Consider the following 17059-nt stretch of genomic DNA (forward strand, 5'->3'; position numbering starts at 1 on the left):
AAGTGGGTGATCGGCGATTGTCCCACTTGGAGTGGGCTCAGTGCCGGTAGAAGGGGCGCCTGACCACCTCGGCGGCTTCGGCTTTGCCCCGGATTTCGACGGCCAGGCTGGTGCCGAGCTTGGCGGCGCCGGTGGCCACGCTGGCCAGGGCAATCCCGGCCTGCAGGCTCGGGGACCAGGTGCCGCTGGTGACGGTCCCGACCACCTCTCCGTTCTGGAGAACCGGGTAGCCATGGCGGGGGATGGCGCGGCCCTGGAGCTTCAGCCCAACCAGGCGCCGTTTCAGCCCGTCCGCGGTTTGCTGCTCGAGGACCGGGCGGCCGATGAAGTCCTTGGGCATTTCCAGATGCACCAACCAGCCCAGGCTGGCCTCCAGGGGCGAGGTGCTGGCATCCATGTCACTGCCATAGAGATGCATGCCCGCCTCCAGTCGGAGGGTGTCGCGGGCACCCAGGCCGCAGGGTTTGACGCCCCGCTCCAGGCAGGTGGTCCAGAAGCGTTGGCCGGCATCGGCGGAGAGCAGCAGCTCAAAGCCGTCCTCACCGGTGTATCCGGTCCGTCCAACAAACGCCTCACCCAGGCCAGGCAGCGTCAGCTCCCGGTGGCCAAAGCGCGGCAGCCCAGCGAGGGAGCAGCCCGCCAACTCCTCCAGGTGCTGTGCGGCCTCCGGTCCCTGTAGGGCCAGCAGCGTGCCGGAGCCCTTCAGGTCGATCAGCTCGATGCCGGCGGGCTCCAGCTGGCTGCGCATCCAGGCCGTGTCGCTCTCGGCACAGGCGGCGTTGATCACCAGCACCAGTTCGTGGACCTGCTCGTTCTCCAGCCAGCCCCGGTCGTAAATGATCAGGTCGTCCCGGATGCCCCCTTCGGCATTGAGCAGGACCGAATAGCAGGCCTCGCCAGGCCCAATCCGAAAGAGGTCGCTGGGCACCAGGCCCTGCATGGCGTCCTTGACGTTGGCTCCCCGCAGGCGCAGGACGCCCATATGGGAGATGTCAAACAGGCCGCAGTGGTCACGGACGGCTTGGTGCTCGTCGATCAGGCCGCTGAATTGCACGGCCATCTCCCAGCCGGCAAACGGGACCATCCGTCCGCCGGCCTCCCGCGCCGCATCGAAGAGCGGCGTGCGCTGGAGGGAAGGCGAGGCGGCCATGGCAGTCCAATGCTCAGGCGGATCCTATGGATCTTGTTCAACAAGGGGAAGAGAACCCGGAGCTTTGCCGCTTCCTATGGCCGCCACGGGACGGCCTGATTACGGTTGGCAGCCCAAGCCTCCAAAGCGATAGGCCCGCGTCCCTGCTGCAGAAGTTGCCGCCACTGCGCCTCCCCCAAGGGGGTGGAGTTGGGTTGGTGCCGTCTGCGCAAGCTGCCGATTCATCCGGAGCTGGCGGGGGAGTTGTGGTGCCATCACTGGACGGCTCGGCCGCCGCGTCTGCCCGTTGTCGGTCAAGGGGACGGCCTGCAGCCAGCGATGCGCGACCGCCAGCTCGCCCTGACGGACGTTCTTGAAAGCTGAAGCAAAACCGAAGATCTTTGATCTCTTCTGTTTTGTTGTCTGGGCGTCCTGGATTGCCGTGCTGTAGGTGTCAAGCTGAGCCGATCAAGTTTTGGGGTACGGGAGGTCAGAGACGCATGCTCACGTCCACCATCGCGACTCCGATTGAGCTGATGTCCGCCCAGGTGGACAGCGAGACCCTCTCGTTCCCCACCGGTGCTGCGATCTTCAGCAGTGGCCAGACGGCTAACGCCATTTACGGCGTGCGCCGCGGCATCGTTGAAGTGATTGACGCCAACGGCGACAAGCTCTGCTGCAGGCCGGGTGAGTTGTTCAGCTACCAGGACATCGTTTGGAAGGACGGTGTCTATCGCAATGACGCCGTCGCCCGCACGCCGGTGGAGTTGGTCAAGCTCGATCGCCTGCGCTTCCTGAACCTGCTGCATAACCACCCCACCCTGGCGGTGCAGTTGATCGCCCAGCAGCACGAGCGGCTGCGTGAGCAGCGCGCCAGCGGCACCTGCGCCTACTGAATCAGCGATCCAGCAGGAAGAGCAGGCTGCGCACCACCTTGGCGGCCAGCACGCTGCTGACGCCGCTGGGGTCGAGCATGGGCGCCAGTTCCACCACATCGGCGGCCACCAGGTTGTGGTGGCGCAGTTCATCCACCAGGGCGGCGAAGTCCCGCCAGAGGAACCCCCCCGGCTCCGGGGTGCCCGTACCGGCCATCACCGCAGGGTCAAACCAGTCCAGATCAACCGTGAGATAAAGCGGCTTGCCCCGGAGTGGCTTGAGCGCCTCGGCCATCCGCTCGATCGCGACCAGGCGTCCGGTTTGGCGCAGTTCGCTGAATTCCTCGCGGGTGCCACTGCGGATGGCGATCTGCAGCAGCTGTTGGCTGGGCAGGACCTCCAGGCAGCGGCGCATGGCGCAGGCATGGCTGTGGTTGGCGCCGAGCCACTCATGGCGCAGGTCGGCGTGGGCATCGAGTTGCACCAGCACCAGTTCGGGATGCTGCTCGGCGACGGCGGCCACTGCTCCTGAGCTGATGGAGTGCTCACCGCCCAGCATCAGCGGCTTGAGGCCCAGCCCCAGCACCGCCTGCGTCGCCTGCTTCACCGCCGCCACTACCGGCTCTGGGGCGCCGAAGGGGATGTCCACGGCGCCCAGGTCGGCAATGGCCAGTTCCTCGAGATCCCGATCGAGCTGGGGGCAGTAGCTCTCGAGGCCCGGGCTGACCTCGCGGATCGCCGCTGGGCCAAAGCGGGTGCCAGGCCGGAAGGAGGTGGTGCCGTCGTAGGGCACGCCGAATAGGCCCACCCGGCAGCCGGCGGGATCCCGCTGGCTGCCCATGTAGATGGCGCCGTCTCTGTCAAAGAGGTCGTTCATGCGTTGATCGCGCGTTCGATGGCGGCGGGGATGGCGTCAAAGGCGCCGCGCTGCCAGCGGGGACTCCAGATCTGGCAGCCATCGACCACGGCCGCGGCGCGGGAGGGATCCGGCTCCAGATAGCGGCGGCCGTCGATGGCGGCGAAGGTCCAACTCCACCAGCCGCTCGGGTACATCGGCACCCAGCCGTACATCGGATCGGCGTGGCCAAAGACCTCGCGGATCACCTGGACGGTGTCGATGTGGACCTGGCGAAAGGCCTCGGGGGATTCGCTCTGGGTGGCGAAGACGCCACCGGGCTTGAGGATGCGGCGGCACTGCTCGAAGAAGGCCCGGTTGAACAGGCCTTCGGCGGGGCCAGCGGGATCAGAGCCATCGACGATCACCACGTCGTAACTGGCGTCAGCGGCATTGGCGGCCCAGGCGATGCCGTCGCCCACGGTCAGGTGGAAGCGGGGATCGCTCCAGCAGCCTGCGCCGATGGAGGGCAGGTGCTGCTGGCTCCACTCCACCACCAGTCCGTCGATCTCGACCATGTCCAGGTGCTGCACGCCGGCGTGGCGCAGGCACTCGCGGGCGGTGCCGCCGTCCCCACCGCCAATCACCAGCACCCGCTCCACCGCTTCGGCGCTGCAGAGCGCTGGGTGCACGATCGATTCGTGGTAGTGCCGCTCCTGCCGCTCGGCGGTCATCCAGCAGCCATCGAGCAGCAGGCCCTTGCCGTAGCGCTCGCTCTCGATGATGGTGACCTTCTGGAAGGGGGATTGCTCTTCGGCGATCACCCGCCCGGCCAGTCCGTAGCGGACACCATCAAAGATCTCGTCCACCCAGCCGGGGGTTGGAGCGGGAGCGGCACTGTCGGCCATCGCAGGGGCGCGGGGAGATCTCTCCAGATTTGCGCACCGCCCTCCCTAGGCCTTGAGGGCCTCGATGAGCTCAGGGCGGCTGTGCCAGCTCCAGGGGCCGCTGGTGACGGCGTCGATCTGCAGCTCCCGGCGCAGGTCCTCCAGGTTGCGGGGCATCAGAGCTTCCCAGGGCTGGGCAAAGAGGGGTTGGGCGTTGGCACCCATCTCCAGCCCTTCACTGATGCGGCCAAAGGCATAGGCCGTGGTGTGGGCCTTGTCGGCGTGGCTTTCCAGCTCATCGATCGGGGTGTCATCCCTGAACCAATTCAGCAGCAGGGACATCAGGTCGGTGAAGGCCAATCCTGGGTGGGAGAACTGGGCGACGCTGACGCTGATCACCCCCAATTCGCCGAAGTTGTCCAGGCTGAAGCCGGTGAGGATGTGGTGTAGGTCGTGGGTCGCGTAGACCCGGTAGTTGATGTAGTCGGCGTCGGTCTCGAGATTGCTGAAGAAGCTGGGCTCGGGGAAGAAGTTGATGTCGTAGCCCAGGGCCCCGAGCACCGTGGCGTAGGTGTGACCCAGGCTGCCTTTGGGCAGGGCTTTCAGGGCCGCTGGGTCGTAGGGCCCGCTGAGCTGCCGGGTTTGGATCAGCCGCTCGGCTTCGGGATCGCGGGCCAGACGCTTGCGGCAGAGCTTCATCGGGTTGGAGTCCCGCAGCCGGTGGGAGAGCTCAAAGACGTTCTGGGCTGACTCCCCTCCTCCAGCCGCCAGGTCCATCAAGCCCAGAAAGCCCTGGATTTGCTCGGGGCTGGCCAGGCGATCGAGGTAGCGAAAACCCATGAGGGCTCAAGTGCCGGCCCCTCAAACTAGAAATGGTTTTTCGATCAGACCGCGTCCTGCTGCTCCTGGCGGATCTGGGCCTTGGCCTGCTGCCAGAGACCCTCGAGTTCGCGGATGCTGCGGCCCTGAAGATCGCCCCCCAGGGCGGCTTCGACGCGGGAGAAGCGATCGAGGAAGCGACGGTTGGTGCCCGCGAGGCCTTCCTCGGGTTCGATGCCGCACCAGCGCGCCACGTTCACCAGGGTGAAGAGGACATCACCGAGTTCCTCCTGGGCGTGACGCTTGTCCCCTGAGGCCACGGCTTCCTTGAGCTCCTCGAGCTCCTCGTGCACCTTCTCCCAGACGCCGTTCATGTCATCCCATTCGAAGCCCGCCTTGGCGGCTTTCTTGGAGATGGTCATCGCTCCGGCGAGGGCGCCTTGGCCGCGCACCTTGCCCGCCAGGCGATCGCTCAGGGGACTGGCGGAGGGCGGAGCCTCTCCTTTTTCGCTGGCTTTGATGGCCTCCCAGGTGTCCTTGACCGCGGCGCTGTCTTCGGCGATGGCATCGCCAAAGACGTGGGGGTGGCGGCGGATCAATTTCTCGCTGATCCCCCGCGCGATGGCCTCGAGATCGAAGCGCTGCTCCTCCTGGGCGATCTGGGCATGGAGGACCACCTGCAGCAGTAGATCGCCAAGTTCTTCCTTGAGGTGGACGTCATCCCCATGGCGGATGGCATCGGCCACCTCGTGGGCCTCCTCGAGCACATAGGGCACCAGGGACTTGTGGGTTTGCTCCAGGTCCCAGGGGCAGCCCCCATCGGGATCGCGCAGCTTGGCGACCACCGCGATCAGCTCTTGCAGGGCGTCGCTCATCGAAGGGGGCCAGTTGGCTCCTCACGATCTCATTGCGCTGCAGGCCGGCGGCTGAACCAAAGCCGGTTGAACAGGGCCTGCAGCAGTTGTGTCGCTGGCTCCATCCCCGCCCGATGCAATTGCCCCGCCAGTCGAGTTGCATCCACGGAGTAGACCCCGGCATTGCGGGAAGCCATCACGCGCTCGATCGATTCGGAGTCCATGCCTTGGGCGTGGAAGCGGGCGCGGGCGATCGCCTGCCAGAGCTCCATGTCCGCCCCGGGTTCTTCACTGAAGCCGCTGATCACCAGCACGCCCCCAGGACCGACGCGGGTACAGAGCTGATGGAGGAAGTCCTCTTGCTCAGCCGGAGGAAGCAGGTGCAGGACGTTGTGGCAGATCACCGCGTGAAAACAGCCCGGCACCTCCTTGAGGTTGTTTGGGGCCCAGGCGATGCGATCGCCCGCTTGGGCGCGCGCGATCACGGCGTCGCAGAACCCCCGCATCTGCTCGCTCGGCTCCACCAGCTGCAGGTGTGCGCCGGGCATGGCCTTAAGCAGGCTAGGCAGTTCTTCCCCTGCCCCAGGGCCCACCACGAGCGCCGATGAGGCCGTTGGCACGAGGGCCCCGAGTGCAGCAGCGGCGAGCTCGAAGTGGGTGTCGTAGGCGGGAATCAGCCGGCGAATGCTCTGGTCGTAGTGCCGGCCGTAGTCGCCATCGAAGTCAAGGAGCGCCATGGGGCTTCGCGATTGCCTGTGGTCTAGCGACGGCGCCAGAGCCGTGGCATGGGATCACCGTCCTGCAGCAGGTGCAGCCAGGCGCTGGCCTCGACGCCAACCAGGGCCACCCAGAGCAGCCGATCCTGCTGCTTGAGCCAGATCAGAACTTCGCTGCTCGAGGGGACTCCCCAGGGGTGCAGCAGGCCGCTCAATAGCAGGACAATGCCGAGGCCATAGCCCACCCGCACCAGGGTTCCGACCACAGGCGTGTGGGACAGGAGCGAGCGATGTCGCAGGGTCTTGCGGTAGGGCCACCAGAGCCAGCGCAGGGGCCCCCAGCGTTGGTAGGGCCGGGAGTTGGTGTCGAGATCGGGGGAGAGCCAGAGGCCTCCGATCAGGAAGGCCAGGGTGCTGACGACCGTTCCGAGAGGTCCAAGCCAGGGCCACCAGAGCAGCCCATAGGGCAGGGCCAGCCAACAGGTGGCGCGGTCGTGTTGCTGGCCGCTGGCCATCGCCGGGGGTGAATGCTGCCCTGCAGAATGCCGTAACCGCCCGGTTAGCTCAGCGGTAGAGCGCCTGCCTTACAAGCAGGATGTCGCTGGTTCGAACCCGGCACCGGGCATCACTGCACTAGTGGGCTGAGGACAGCTCCCCGCCGCGGCCGCCGGCTTCTTCTGCCACGCCGATGCGGGCGAAGAGATCGGTGCTCTCTTGGTTGAGGTTGATCACCTCGACCTGGCTGCCGCCAAGCTTGAGCTTGCGGATGACCTGATCCAGGGCGGTCACGCCGCTTTGGTCCCAGATGTGGGCCTCACCCATGTCGATGGTCACGCGAGCGGGATGCTCGTGCAGCTCAAAGCCCTGGCGGAAGTAGATGCTGCTGACGAAGAACAGTTGACCGCGAACGCGGTAGATGCGGTGCTCGCTGCCGCTCTGCTCACTGCTGACCTCGATCACCTTGGCGACCTTGCGGCTGAAAAGGATCCCCGCCAGAGCCACACCGGAGAGCAGGCCCACCGCCAGGTTGTGGGTCAGCACGGTCACCACCACCGTCAGCAGCATCACCGAGGTGTCGCTCTTGGGGATGCGGCGGATGCTGCGGATCGAATCCCAGTTGGCGGTGTTGATGGCGATCATCACCATTACCCCCACCAGGGTGGCCATCGGGATCTGATTCACCCATTGGCTGGCCAGCAGGATCATCGCCAGCAGGCTCACGCCCGAGGTCAGGGTGGAGAGGCGGGTGCGGCCGCCATAGCCCACGTTCATCACCGACTGGCCCACCAGGGCGCAGCCGGCCATGCCGCCGAAGAACGAACTGACGATGTTGCCGATGCCCTGGCCGCGGGCTTCCTGGTTTTTGTGGGACGAGCTGTCGGTGACGTCGTCGAGGATGTCCTGGGTCAAGAAGGTCTCCATCAGACCCACCAGGGAGATGGCCAGGGCGGTCGGAAGGATCAGGCCCAGGGTGCCCGTGGTGAAGGGAACCTGCGGGATCCCGAATTGAGGAAGGCCGCTGGGCAGGGTGCCGAGGCTGCTGACCGTGGGCACATCCAGGCCCATGTGAATCGAGATTCCCGTCGAGATCAGGATCGCCACCAGGGCCGATGGCAGGACCTTGGTGAAGCGCGGCATCACGTAGATGATCACCAGGGTCAGGACCATCAGGCCCCAGACCGCCGGCAGCTGTCCCGCGGTCACCGCCACCTTCTCGGGGTGGAAGAAATCAAGGCCGAGCTGAGGAAGCTGGGCCAGGAAGATCAGGATTGCCAGGGCATTGACGAAGCCCGCCATCACCGGTTGCGGCACGAAGCGCATCTGGTGGGCGAGCCGTAGATAGCCCCAAGCGATCTGCAGAACACCCGTCAGGACCCCGGCCGCCAGCAGGTACTGCAGGCCCATGCCTTCGCCGAGGGCGTTGCCCTGCTCCACCAGCCCGGTCATCAGCAGGGCGGTGGAGCCCGTGGCCGAGGTGATCATCGCGGTGCGCCCGCCAAAGACCGCCAAGGTCACCGAGAGCATGAAGGCGCCAAAGAGACCCACCCGCGGATCCACGCCGGCGATTCCGGAGAAGGCGATCGCCTCTGGGATCATCGCGAAGGCCACCACCAGGCCCGAGAGGATGTCCCGATGGGGTTTGCCCCACCATTCTTTGAGGGCGAAAGTCATAGGGATCGGCGGCGGCTGTCGTCTGGCGTTCCCTACAGGGAACCGCCCGCTGGGGCCGACCCTATCAGTGCTGCACTGACCGACCTGAGGCGTGCGCAGGCCTCGACGTCCAGCGCTTGAGGGGGCATGCGGCAGCTGGTGGGATAGCCCCGCAGGTTCCCGAAGCCGCCTGGTCCGTAGAACACCCCGGCCTTGGCCTCCGGCGCGGTCGCGGCAAAGAGCTGGGGCAGGGCCCCCATGGCGGCGCTCTGGAAGATCGGGTCCATCAGGCGGTAGGCCAGTCCCTCGACTTTGGCGTTTTTGGAGGCCACGGAGGTGGGCTGCAGGTTGGTGCGGGCCAGGCCCGGGTGCGCCACCAGCGAGAGCACGCTGGAGCCCTCCTGCTCGAGCTGGCGCTGCAGCTCCAAGGCCGTCATGGCGTTGGCCAGCTTGCTTTGGCCGTAGGCATCCCAGGGCCTGTAGCGCGTCTCGCCCTGCAGGTCATCGAAGGCGATCCGGCCGAAGTAGGCCGCACCGGAACTCACATGCACCACCCGTCCACTGGGGCTCTGCTTCAGCAGGGGCAGCAGGGCCTGGGTCAAGGCGACGTGGCCCAGGTGGTTGACCGCGAATTGCAGCTCGAAGCCCTGGCGGCTCAGGGTCCGGGGCGGCGCCATCACTCCGGCGTTATTCAGCAGCAGGTCCAGCTGCTCCACCTGGGCGGCGGCCCGCCGCACGCTCTCCAGATCCGCCAGGTCCAGTTCCAGCGGGATCAGCTCTCCGCCGGTGTCTGCGCGCAGGGCCGCGGCGGCGGTGTTGGCTTTCTCGAGGCTGCGGCAGGCCAGCAGCACCCGGGCCCCCTTGGCGGCGAGGGCCCGGGCACTCTCCAGTCCCAGGCCGCTGTTGGCCCCGGTGATCAGGGCGGTCCGCCCCCGTTGATCGGGAATCTCAGCGGCGGTCCAGGGCACGGTGGGGCGGGGCACTACGGCCCCAATCGTCTCGCCCGCAGCTCCAGCACCGTGGGTCCGACCCAGAAACTGCCGGGATCCGAGGCGGCCGCCTGGATCTGCCCGAGTGCTGCGATTTGGTCCGCAGCGCTCCAGAGCCCGAGGCGCTGCAGCTGCAGCCCGTAGACCGCAACAAAGCGCTCCAGCCACTGCGCCGCCATCGAGCCTTGGGGACCGAGCACGGGCAGTGGAAGCAGCTCGTCGATGCTCCAGCCCCGCGCCGTCAGCAGCGACGGCAGCCTGCGGTTCACATCCGGATCACCGCCGGCCGCGCGGAAGCTCCGCTGGCAGGCCTGGCCAAAGCGAGCAACGGCTTCGGCCCCGGGGTGCAGGGCGAAGGTGTCCCAGTGGACGTACTCGTGGAACAGCACCTGGCCGCCGGGGCGGATGCATTGCCCCAGGCCCGCCAGGAGCGGTTCCAGGTCCGGCAGGAACATCGCCAGCCAGCGGCACCAGGCGAGATCGAACTGCTCTTGGGGCCAGGGATCGTTCAGCAGGTCGTGTTGACGGACCTCCAGCTGATCGAAGCCGCTCCGGCGCGCCAGGGCTTGGGCCTCGGCGGCGTAGTCAGCGCTGAGCTCCAGGCCCAGGACTCGGCCGCTGGGTCCGACGAGGGCGGCCAGATCGGCTGCAGCAAAACCTGGACCGGCTCCGAGGTCGAGCAGGTGCTGCCCGCTGTGGATGCCGGCTCGAGCCCAGGCGGCTTGGCTGATGGGTGACCAGAGCTCGTGCTGAAAGCGCAGGCGCTCCAGTTCGCTCTGGTGGGTCCCCAGGACGTAGTCCGAGGCCATGGCCCCGCGGCTCAGTCTTCGGGGAAGAGCAGGGAGGCGAGTTCGTCGGGATCCACGTCGTAGACGCGGGCCAGGCTGGTCTCAATCGCAGCGGTCACCTCGCCGGGCAGGAAGCGCATGGCGCTCAGGGCGTCATCGGTGATCTCGTCGCTCAGAAGCTTCTCGCCGCCGAGCTTCTCGTCGTTGATCACCGCCATTACCCAGCTCTGGTAGGCGTAGACCAGATCGGCAAACTCCAGATCGGCGTCGTTGAAGTCGAGGGCCATGGCTCGGCGTTCACTTGACCGCAGTCTGCACACCGATGGGGAGGATGGATGTCATGACAACTGCATCTCCTGACCCACTGGCCCTGCAGGCGACCTTGGTGGATTTCGCCCTGGCGGAGTTGGTGCGCCAAAACCGAGAGAGCTTCCAGCCCCTCTGGAGCAGTGAGAGTTGGGCGAAATTGCTGATCTGGATGGCCCTGAACTGCGGCTGCAGCGGCGATGAGGAGGGTCTGAAGACCTTCGCTGAGGCCCTCGGTGCGGTTCAGACCGGACGGATGCGGCGGGTGTTCTTCGAGCGGGAGCTGGGGGATCTGGAGCTGCAACTGATGGCCGATCCCGCGGAGCAGCAGGTGCTGGTGCTGCCCCAGGGCCCCGCCGATGAGGTCCTGGAGCCAGGGCGCATCACCCGCGCCCTGGAGCGCGTTGGGCTGACGGAGCGCTTGCCCGCTGATCAGGAACGGTGGCAGCGTCTGGACGCACTTGTGGCCATTCCCTGGCTGGAGCAGGCTTGATGGAGCTGATTGCGCGCTACAGCAACCCCGGCTTTGAGGCCCTCTCCGATGGGGTGATGGCCTTCTTTGAGCGGCGCGAGGACCTGCAGCGTCCCGGTGTGGCGTTTGGGCCCGATGGGGCTGAGCCCGCCAAGGTCTCGACTGACATCAGCCTGGTGGCGATCGATCGCTCCGACCCCGAGGCCTTTGCGCTCGCGGAGGTGATCCTGCGGGGGGTGACGGCCGGCCTGGAGCGCTACCTGCAGGAGCGTCCCCTCTTCCGGGACTGCTGCCCGGATCAGGAGCTCTTCGTGAACCCGATCTTCAACCTGCAGCGCTATGCCCCCGGCGAGGGCTTCAAGCGCTGGCACTGCGATTGGACCATCAGCGATGAGGCCACCGAACCGGTGCATCGCGTTCTGGCCTGGATCCTCTACTGCAACAGCGTTGAGGAGGCCGGCACGGAGTTCCATTGGCAGGAGCACCACGAGGAGGCCCAGCGGGGCAAGCTCGTGATCTTCCCGGCCGGGCCTTCCCACATCCACCGGGGCCGGGTCACTCAGAGCGCGAGCAAGACCATTGCCACCGGTTGGATCAATGCCGGCAGCCGGGAGGCCTATCTCAAGCGCCTGGCGGCGGGCTGAGGCCCCGGCGGCCCTTTGCGAGCATGGGGCGATCGCCTGATCTGTTGACGTGACCGACGCCCTGCCGAAGACCTATGACCCGGTAGGCACCGAGGCGCGGTGGCAGCAGGCCTGGGAAACCCAAGGCGCGTTTCACCCGGATCCCAAGGCCCCCGGTGAGCCGTTTTCGGTGGTGATTCCACCGCCGAATGTGACCGGCAGCCTGCACATGGGCCACGCCTTCAACACGGCCCTGATCGACACGATCGTCCGCTTCCAGCGGCTGCAGGGCAAAAACGTGCTCTGCCTGCCCGGCACCGACCACGCCTCGATCGCCGTGCAGACGATCCTGGAGAAGCAGCTCAAGGCCGACGGCAAGCGCAAGGAGGACCTCGGCCGCGAGGCCTTCCTGGAGAAGGCCTGGGAATGGAAGGCCCAGAGCGGTGGCACGATCGTCGGCCAGCTACGCCGTCTCGGTTATTCGGTGGACTGGCGCCGGGAGCGCTTCACCCTCGACGCCGGCTGCAGCGAAGCGGTGATCGAGGCCTTCAACCGCCTGCATGAGCAGGGGCTGATCTACCGGGGCGAGTACTTGGTCAATTGGTGCCCCGCCTCCGGTTCAGCCGTGAGCGACCTGGAGGTGGAGATGAAGGAGGTGGATGGTCACCTCTGGCACTTCCGCTATCCCCTGAGCAGCGGCCAGGGCTTCCTGGAGGTGGCGACGACCCGCCCGGAGACCCTCCTGGGTGACACCGGTGTGGCGGTGAATCCCAAGGACCCCCGCTATGCAGAGCTGGTGGGTCAGACCCTGACCCTGCCGCTGGTGGGCCGGGAGATTCCGATCGTGGCCGATGACCACGTCGATGCCGAGTTCGGCACGGGCTGCGTGAAGGTCACCCCCGCCCACGACCCCAATGACTTCGCCATCGGCCAGCGCCACAACCTGCCGCTGATCACGGTGATGGCCAAGGACGGCTCGATGAATGAGGCCGCCGGTCGCTTCCAGGGGCTGGATCGCTTTGAAGCCCGCAAGGCCGTGGTTGCGGCGATGGAGTCCGAAGGCTTCCTGGTGAAGGTGGAGGACTACCGCCACAGCGTTCCCTTCTCCGATCGCGGCAAGGTGCCCGTCGAGCCCCTGCTCTCCACCCAGTGGTTCGTCAAAACCGAGCCCTTGGCGGCCCGCTGCCGCGAGGCCCTCGAGAACGCCGATCCCCGCTTTGTTCCGGAGCGCTGGAGCAAGGTCTACCGCGATTGGCTCACGGACATTCGCGATTGGTGCATCTCCCGCCAGCTCTGGTGGGGCCACCGCATTCCCGCCTGGTTTGTGGTCAGCGAGACCGGTGGTGTGATCACCGATTCCACCCCCTATGTGGTGGCCCGGGATGAGGCCGAAGCCCAGAGCAAGGCGGATGCCCAGTTCGGGGCGGGTGCTGTTCTTGAGCAGGATCCGGATGCCCTCGACACCTGGTTCTCCAGTGGTCTCTGGCCCTTCTCAACGATGGGTTGGCCCAATGCCGAGGCGGCTGACCTGCAGCGCTGGTACCCCACCAGCGTGCTGGTGACGGGCTTCGACATCATCTTTTTCTGGGTGGCCCGGATGACGATGATGGCCGGCGCCTTCACCGGCCAGATGCCCTTCCAGGACGTCTACATCCACGGTCTGGTGCGGGATGAGAACAACCGCAAGATGAGCAAGTCGGCGGGGAATGGCATCGACCCGCTGCTGCTGATCGAGCGCTATGGCGCCGATGCCTTGCGCTTTGCCCTGGTGCGTGAGGTGGCGGGCGCTGGCCAGGACATCCGCTTGGACTACGACCGCAAGTCAGACACCTCCGCCACGGTGGAGGCCTCACGCAACTTCGCCAACAAGCTCTGGAACGCCACCCGCTTTGCCCTGATGAACCTGGGTGGGGAGACCCCCTCCAGCCTGGGTGAACCGGATCCCGCCGTCCTGCAGCTGGCGGACCGTTGGATCCTCTCGCGCCTGGCCCGGGTGAACCGCGACAGCGCCGAGCGCTACGGCAGCTATGGCCTCGGCGAGGCGGCCAAGGGGCTCTATGAGTTCGCCTGGAATGAAGTCTGCGACTGGTATGTCGAGCTGATCAAGCGCCGCCTGAACCCGGGTGAGAACCCCAGTGCCGAAGCCCTGGCCGACCAGCGCACGGCCCGCCAGGTGCTGGCCAAGGCACTGAATGAATTGCTGGTGATGCTGCATCCCCTGATGCCCCACCTGAGCGAGGAGCTCTGGCATGGCCTGAACGGCGAGCCCGAAGAGACATTCCTAGCCCTGCAGCCCTGGCCGGCCCTCGACGTCTCGGCCCTGAATGACGAGCTGGAGTCGTCGTTCGCTGAATTGATTGAGGCGATTCGGGTGGTCCGCAACCTGCGCGCTGTCGCCGGCCTCAAGCCCAGCCAGGGCGTGCCGGTGCGTTTCGTCACCGGTCGCTCTGAACTGGCCTCGGTGCTGACTGCCGCCACCGCCGACATCACTGCGCTGACCCGCGCGGAGCGGGTGGAGGTGCTGGACCCGGCCGCCGCCGATGCCAACCCTGCCGCGAAGGCCCTGGCCGGAGTGAGCGGTGAGCTTCAGGTCCTGCTGCCGATCGACGGACTGGTGGATCTCGAGGCGCTGCGGGGCCGGCTGGAGAAGGACATCGCTAAGGCCGAGAAGGAGATCAAGGGGCTCTCGGGTCGCCTCTCGAACCCCAACTTCGCCTCCAAAGCCCCCCCTGAGGTGGTGGCCGAGTGCCAGGCCAACCTGGCGGAAGCCCAGGCCCAGGCCGATTTGGCCCGCAAGCGTCTGGCCGACCTCGGTTGATGGATTGGCAGAGCTGGCTTCCGCTTCTGCAGTCCCCTGCGGGGGCGCTGCTGTTCATCCCCCTCTATGGGATTTGGGTGACGCTGTTGCTGCCGGGGGTCTGGGCCTCGATGCTGGCTGGAGCCTTGTACGGCACCTGGTGGGGCAGCCTGATCGTCTTCGTGGGGGCCTGCCTCGGGGCTGAAGCGGCCTTTCTGCTGGGACGGACCTGGCTGCGGGACTGGGCGATGCGCCGGCTGGAGGCCTTCCCCAAGCTGCAGGCGGTGGAGCAGGCGGTGAGCCGCGAGGGACTGAAGCTGGTGCTGCTGACCCGCCTCTCGCCGGCGTTTCCCTTCTCATTGCTCAACCTGGCCTATGGCTTGAGCGAGGTGAGCCTGCGCGACTACACGATTGGCCTGATTGGGATCATCCCCGGCACGATCCTGTTCTGCGGTCTGGGGGCCCTCGCCGGTGACGTGGCCCGCTTCGGCGAGGTGTTGAGCGGCGAGGCGGATCCCTTCACCTGGGCCCTGCGCGTGGCGGGCATCGCCGCCACCGTCGCCTCGGTTTGGCTTGTGGGCCGGGCGGCCCAGCGGGCCTTAAAGGCAGCTCAGCCTTCCGACTGATCCGGCAGCGGCCAGTCGCGCAGCGCCGCGATCAGCACGAACCAGGCCAGGCGCAGCTTGGCGAGGGGGCCGGGGCGCGCGGCGAGATCGGCGAACTTGGCGCGGCCGCATTCGGTCTTGATCCAGCGGTAGACGGCGGGTTGGCTCATGGGGCAAGCAGGGCTTGGAGGCTGGCTTCATCCAGCACCGGAATCCCGAGACTCTCGGCTTTGCTCAGCTTGCTGCCGGCTTCCTCGCCCGCCACGACATAGCTGGTTTTTTTGCTGACCGAGCCGGTCACCTTGCCGCCCGCGGCCTCGATCAGGGCCTGGGCCTGACTGCGGCTCAGGCTCGGCAGGGTGCCGGTGAGTACGAAGGTCTGGCCGGTCAATGGCGCAGGACCGCTCGGCTCGGGTTGTTCCTCGTCGCCGCTGGCCAGGCTGAAGCCCAGGTGCTCGAGGTTGGTCAGCAGCTCCTGGTTGGCACCGGTGGAGAACCACTGCTGCAGGCTCTGGGCGATCTCAGCGCCGATGCCATAGACGGCGGTGATCGCCTCGGGGGTCTCGGTGGCGGCGGTGGCGAGGTCCGCTGCACTGGGGAAGGCCTTGGCCAGGGCCTTGGCGTTGACCTCGCCCACGTGGTGGATGCCGAGGCCGTAGAGCTGGCGGTGCCAGGGCTGTTGTTTCGACTCCGCCAAGGCGGCCACAAGGTTCTCGGCGCTCTTGCTGCCCATGCGCTCCAGGCTGCAGAGCAGGGCACCATCCAACCGGTAGAGGCCTGCGATGGAGCCCACCAGGCCCCGGTCCACCAACTGCTCAATCAACTTGCTGCCCAGGCCATCGACATCGAGGGCGCCTTTGCTGACCCAATGGCGCAGGGCGCCGCGCAGGATCGCCGGGCAGCTGCTGTTCACGCAGCGGGTGGCGGCTTCCCCTTCTTCGCGGACGAGCTCGGAGCCGCACTCCGGGCAGGTGTGGGGTAGCTCAAGCCGCTCAGCGGCAGCCGGGCGCAGCTCCGGCAGGACCCGCACGACCTCGGGAATGATTTCGCCGGCCTTGCGAACGACGATCGTGTCCCCGGCGTGGAGATCGAGCTCCAGCAGTCGATCGGCGTTGTGCAGGGTGGCGCGGCTGACGCTCGTGCCCGCCAGGGGTACGGGTTCAAACTCAGCCACCGGGGTAATGACTCCGGTGCGTCCCACCTGGCAGCTGAGCCGCAGCAGTTTGCTGGGGGCCTCCTCGGCGGGGTACTTCAGGGCGATGGCCCAGCGGGGGGCCTTCTGGGTGAAGCCGGCCGCGTCTTGAAGGCGCAGGTCGTTGAGCTTCACGACGACGCCATCGGTGGCGTAGTTCAGCTGGCGGCGGCCCTCGTCCCAGTGCTCGAAGAAGGCCTCGACCGCTGCTAGATCCGGCAGTAGGGCGGCGTTGGGGTTGACCTTGAAGCCGGCCTGTTTGAGCCAGTCCAGGGACTCCCACTGGCTGGCGGGGCTTCCGCTCCAGTCCGCTGGCAGGTGCAGGGTGTAGGCGAAGAAGTCGAGTTTGCGCGCGGCAACCACCTTGGGATCAAGCTGCCGCAGGGTGCCGGCGCAGGCGTTGCGGGGGTTGGCAAAGAGGGCTTCGCCGCGGGCCTGACGCTCGCTGTTGATGGTCGCAAAGGTGCCATCGGGGATCAGGGCTTCGCCGCGTACCTCCAGCCAGGCCGGCGGGTTCTCCAGCTGCAACCGCAGCGGAACTGAGGCGATCGTGCGGACGTTGGCGGTGATCTCCTCCCCTTGCTCGCCGTCGCCGCGGGTGGCGGCCCGCACCAACACCCCGTTCTCGTAGCTGAGGGCCAGGGCATTGCCGTCGATCTTCAGCTCACCGACCATCGGCAGGGCGGTGCCGGCCTCGCGGTCCAGCACCTTGAGTAGGCGGCCGTACCAGGCCTCGAGCTCATCGGTGTTGAAGGCGTTGTCGAGGCTGAGCAGGCCGATGCGGTGGCGCACACTGCTGAAGCCCGCCGCCGGCGCTCCCCCGACGCGCTGGGTTGGGCTATCGGCGCTGATCAGGCTGGCGTCCGCGTTCTCCAGGTCCAGGAGTTCGCGATAGAGCCGGTCATAGACCGGGTCCTCCATCACGGGGGCATCGAGGACGTAGTACGCGTGTGCGGCTTGGTTGAGCAGGTCACGCAGTTCGCTGGCGCGTGCCTGGGTCCCGCTGGTGGTGCTGCTCACG

General features: G+C 66.9%; 19 protein-coding genes and 1 tRNA gene. 7 read left to right on the forward strand and 13 right to left on the reverse strand.

Annotation, left to right across the window (positions count from 1 at the left end):
• Positions 1–37: 37 nt before the first annotated feature.
• On the reverse strand, positions 38–1150 hold the full coding sequence (gene gcvT, locus ACXIQ9_RS05355; RefSeq protein WP_459015986.1) for a glycine cleavage system aminomethyltransferase GcvT: 1113 nt from the start codon (positions 1148–1150) through the stop codon (positions 38–40).
• A gap of 183 nt (positions 1151–1333) precedes the next feature.
• Here gcvT and ACXIQ9_RS05360 point away from each other — a divergent pair, with 183 nt between their 5' ends.
• Positions 1334–1513, forward strand: a complete 180-nt coding sequence (locus tag ACXIQ9_RS05360; protein ID WP_296420562.1) for a hypothetical protein — start codon at positions 1334–1336, stop codon at positions 1511–1513.
• Positions 1514–1629: 116 nt separating this feature from the next.
• On the forward strand, positions 1630–2025 hold the full coding sequence (locus tag ACXIQ9_RS05365) for a Crp/Fnr family transcriptional regulator (RefSeq protein ID WP_010313705.1): 396 nt from the start codon (positions 1630–1632) through the stop codon (positions 2023–2025).
• Between the two features lies 1 nt (position 2026).
• On the opposite strand, the gene speB is transcribed toward ACXIQ9_RS05365, so the two are convergent.
• The 6 genes from speB to ACXIQ9_RS05395 are packed head-to-tail and all read right to left on the reverse strand — an operon-like array spanning position 2027 to position 6630.
• Positions 2027–2881, reverse strand: coding sequence for an agmatinase (speB, locus tag ACXIQ9_RS05370; RefSeq protein WP_459015987.1), 855 nt, complete (start codon positions 2879–2881; stop codon positions 2027–2029).
• Entirely contained in the window at positions 2878–3747 is an 870-nt protein-coding gene (gene speE, locus ACXIQ9_RS05375) for a polyamine aminopropyltransferase (RefSeq protein ID WP_459015988.1), read from the reverse strand. Before speE ends, speB begins: the two co-directional genes overlap by 4 nt.
• A gap of 45 nt (positions 3748–3792) precedes the next feature.
• A complete protein-coding gene (locus ACXIQ9_RS05380; protein ID WP_296420560.1) occupies positions 3793–4566 on the reverse strand; it encodes a Coq4 family protein in 774 nt (257 codons plus the stop codon).
• 44 nt (positions 4567–4610) lie between these two features.
• Positions 4611–5420, reverse strand: coding sequence for a nucleoside triphosphate pyrophosphohydrolase (gene mazG / locus ACXIQ9_RS05385; RefSeq protein WP_459015989.1), 810 nt, complete (start codon positions 5418–5420; stop codon positions 4611–4613).
• A 29-nt stretch (positions 5421–5449) separates the two neighbouring features.
• Positions 5450–6136, reverse strand: a complete 687-nt coding sequence (locus ACXIQ9_RS05390) for a class I SAM-dependent methyltransferase (RefSeq protein ID WP_459015990.1) — start codon at positions 6134–6136, stop codon at positions 5450–5452.
• Between the two features lie 23 nt (positions 6137–6159).
• Positions 6160–6630 carry a metal-binding protein gene (locus ACXIQ9_RS05395; RefSeq protein ID WP_459015991.1) on the reverse strand — a complete coding sequence of 157 codons (471 nt, stop codon included), beginning with the start codon at positions 6628–6630 and terminating at the stop codon, positions 6160–6162.
• A gap of 38 nt (positions 6631–6668) precedes the next feature.
• Here ACXIQ9_RS05395 and ACXIQ9_RS05400 point away from each other — a divergent pair.
• Positions 6669–6740: transfer RNA gene (locus tag ACXIQ9_RS05400), tRNA-Val, on the forward strand.
• Positions 6741–6748: 8 nt separating this feature from the next.
• Here the strand turns inward: ACXIQ9_RS05400 and ACXIQ9_RS05405 are convergent.
• The 4 genes from ACXIQ9_RS05405 to ACXIQ9_RS05420 are packed head-to-tail and all read right to left on the reverse strand — an operon-like array spanning position 6749 to position 10330.
• Positions 6749–8287 (reverse strand): SulP family inorganic anion transporter, encoded by a 1539-nt coding sequence (locus ACXIQ9_RS05405; RefSeq protein ID WP_459015992.1) that lies wholly within the window; start codon positions 8285–8287, stop codon positions 6749–6751.
• A gap of 32 nt (positions 8288–8319) precedes the next feature.
• Complete coding sequence (locus tag ACXIQ9_RS05410) at positions 8320–9234, reverse strand: oxidoreductase (RefSeq protein ID WP_459016093.1); 915 nt, start codon at positions 9232–9234, stop codon at positions 8320–8322.
• A gap of 14 nt (positions 9235–9248) precedes the next feature.
• A complete protein-coding gene (locus tag ACXIQ9_RS05415) occupies positions 9249–10064 on the reverse strand; it encodes a class I SAM-dependent methyltransferase (protein WP_459015993.1) in 816 nt (271 codons plus the stop codon).
• Between the two features lie 11 nt (positions 10065–10075).
• On the reverse strand, positions 10076–10330 hold the full coding sequence (locus ACXIQ9_RS05420) for a hypothetical protein (RefSeq protein WP_010313641.1): 255 nt from the start codon (positions 10328–10330) through the stop codon (positions 10076–10078).
• A gap of 44 nt (positions 10331–10374) precedes the next feature.
• Here ACXIQ9_RS05420 and ACXIQ9_RS05425 point away from each other — a divergent pair, with 44 nt between their 5' ends.
• Genes ACXIQ9_RS05425 through ACXIQ9_RS05440 form a run of 4 tightly spaced genes read left to right on the forward strand, consistent with a single transcriptional unit; the run spans position 10375 to position 14867 of the window.
• Entirely contained in the window at positions 10375–10842 is a 468-nt protein-coding gene (locus ACXIQ9_RS05425; protein ID WP_010313640.1) for a hypothetical protein, read from the forward strand.
• Positions 10842–11465, forward strand: coding sequence for a 2OG-Fe(II) oxygenase (locus ACXIQ9_RS05430; protein ID WP_296418623.1), 624 nt, complete (start codon positions 10842–10844; stop codon positions 11463–11465). The genes ACXIQ9_RS05425 and ACXIQ9_RS05430 overlap by 1 nt, the downstream gene beginning before the upstream one ends.
• Positions 11466–11514: 49 nt before the next feature.
• A complete protein-coding gene (locus ACXIQ9_RS05435) occupies positions 11515–14262 on the forward strand; it encodes a valine--tRNA ligase (RefSeq protein WP_459015994.1) in 2748 nt (915 codons plus the stop codon).
• Entirely contained in the window at positions 14262–14867 is a 606-nt protein-coding gene (locus ACXIQ9_RS05440; RefSeq protein WP_459015995.1) for a TVP38/TMEM64 family protein, read from the forward strand. Before ACXIQ9_RS05435 ends, ACXIQ9_RS05440 begins: the two co-directional genes overlap by 1 nt.
• Here the strand turns inward: ACXIQ9_RS05440 and ACXIQ9_RS05445 are convergent.
• Together ACXIQ9_RS05445 and ligA are read right to left on the reverse strand one after the other, a co-directional pair.
• Positions 14852–15016, reverse strand: coding sequence for a hypothetical protein (locus ACXIQ9_RS05445; RefSeq protein ID WP_010313630.1), 165 nt, complete (start codon positions 15014–15016; stop codon positions 14852–14854). The genes ACXIQ9_RS05440 and ACXIQ9_RS05445 overlap by 16 nt on opposite strands.
• The gene (ligA, locus tag ACXIQ9_RS05450) at positions 15013–17058 is read right to left on the reverse strand and encodes an NAD-dependent DNA ligase LigA (RefSeq protein WP_459015996.1); all 2046 of its coding nucleotides are present in this window, start codon (positions 17056–17058) and stop codon (positions 15013–15015) included. The genes ACXIQ9_RS05445 and ligA overlap by 4 nt, the downstream gene beginning before the upstream one ends.
• Position 17059: the final 1 nt, after the last annotated feature.

Source organism: Synechococcus sp. LTW-G (assembly GCF_054459035.1).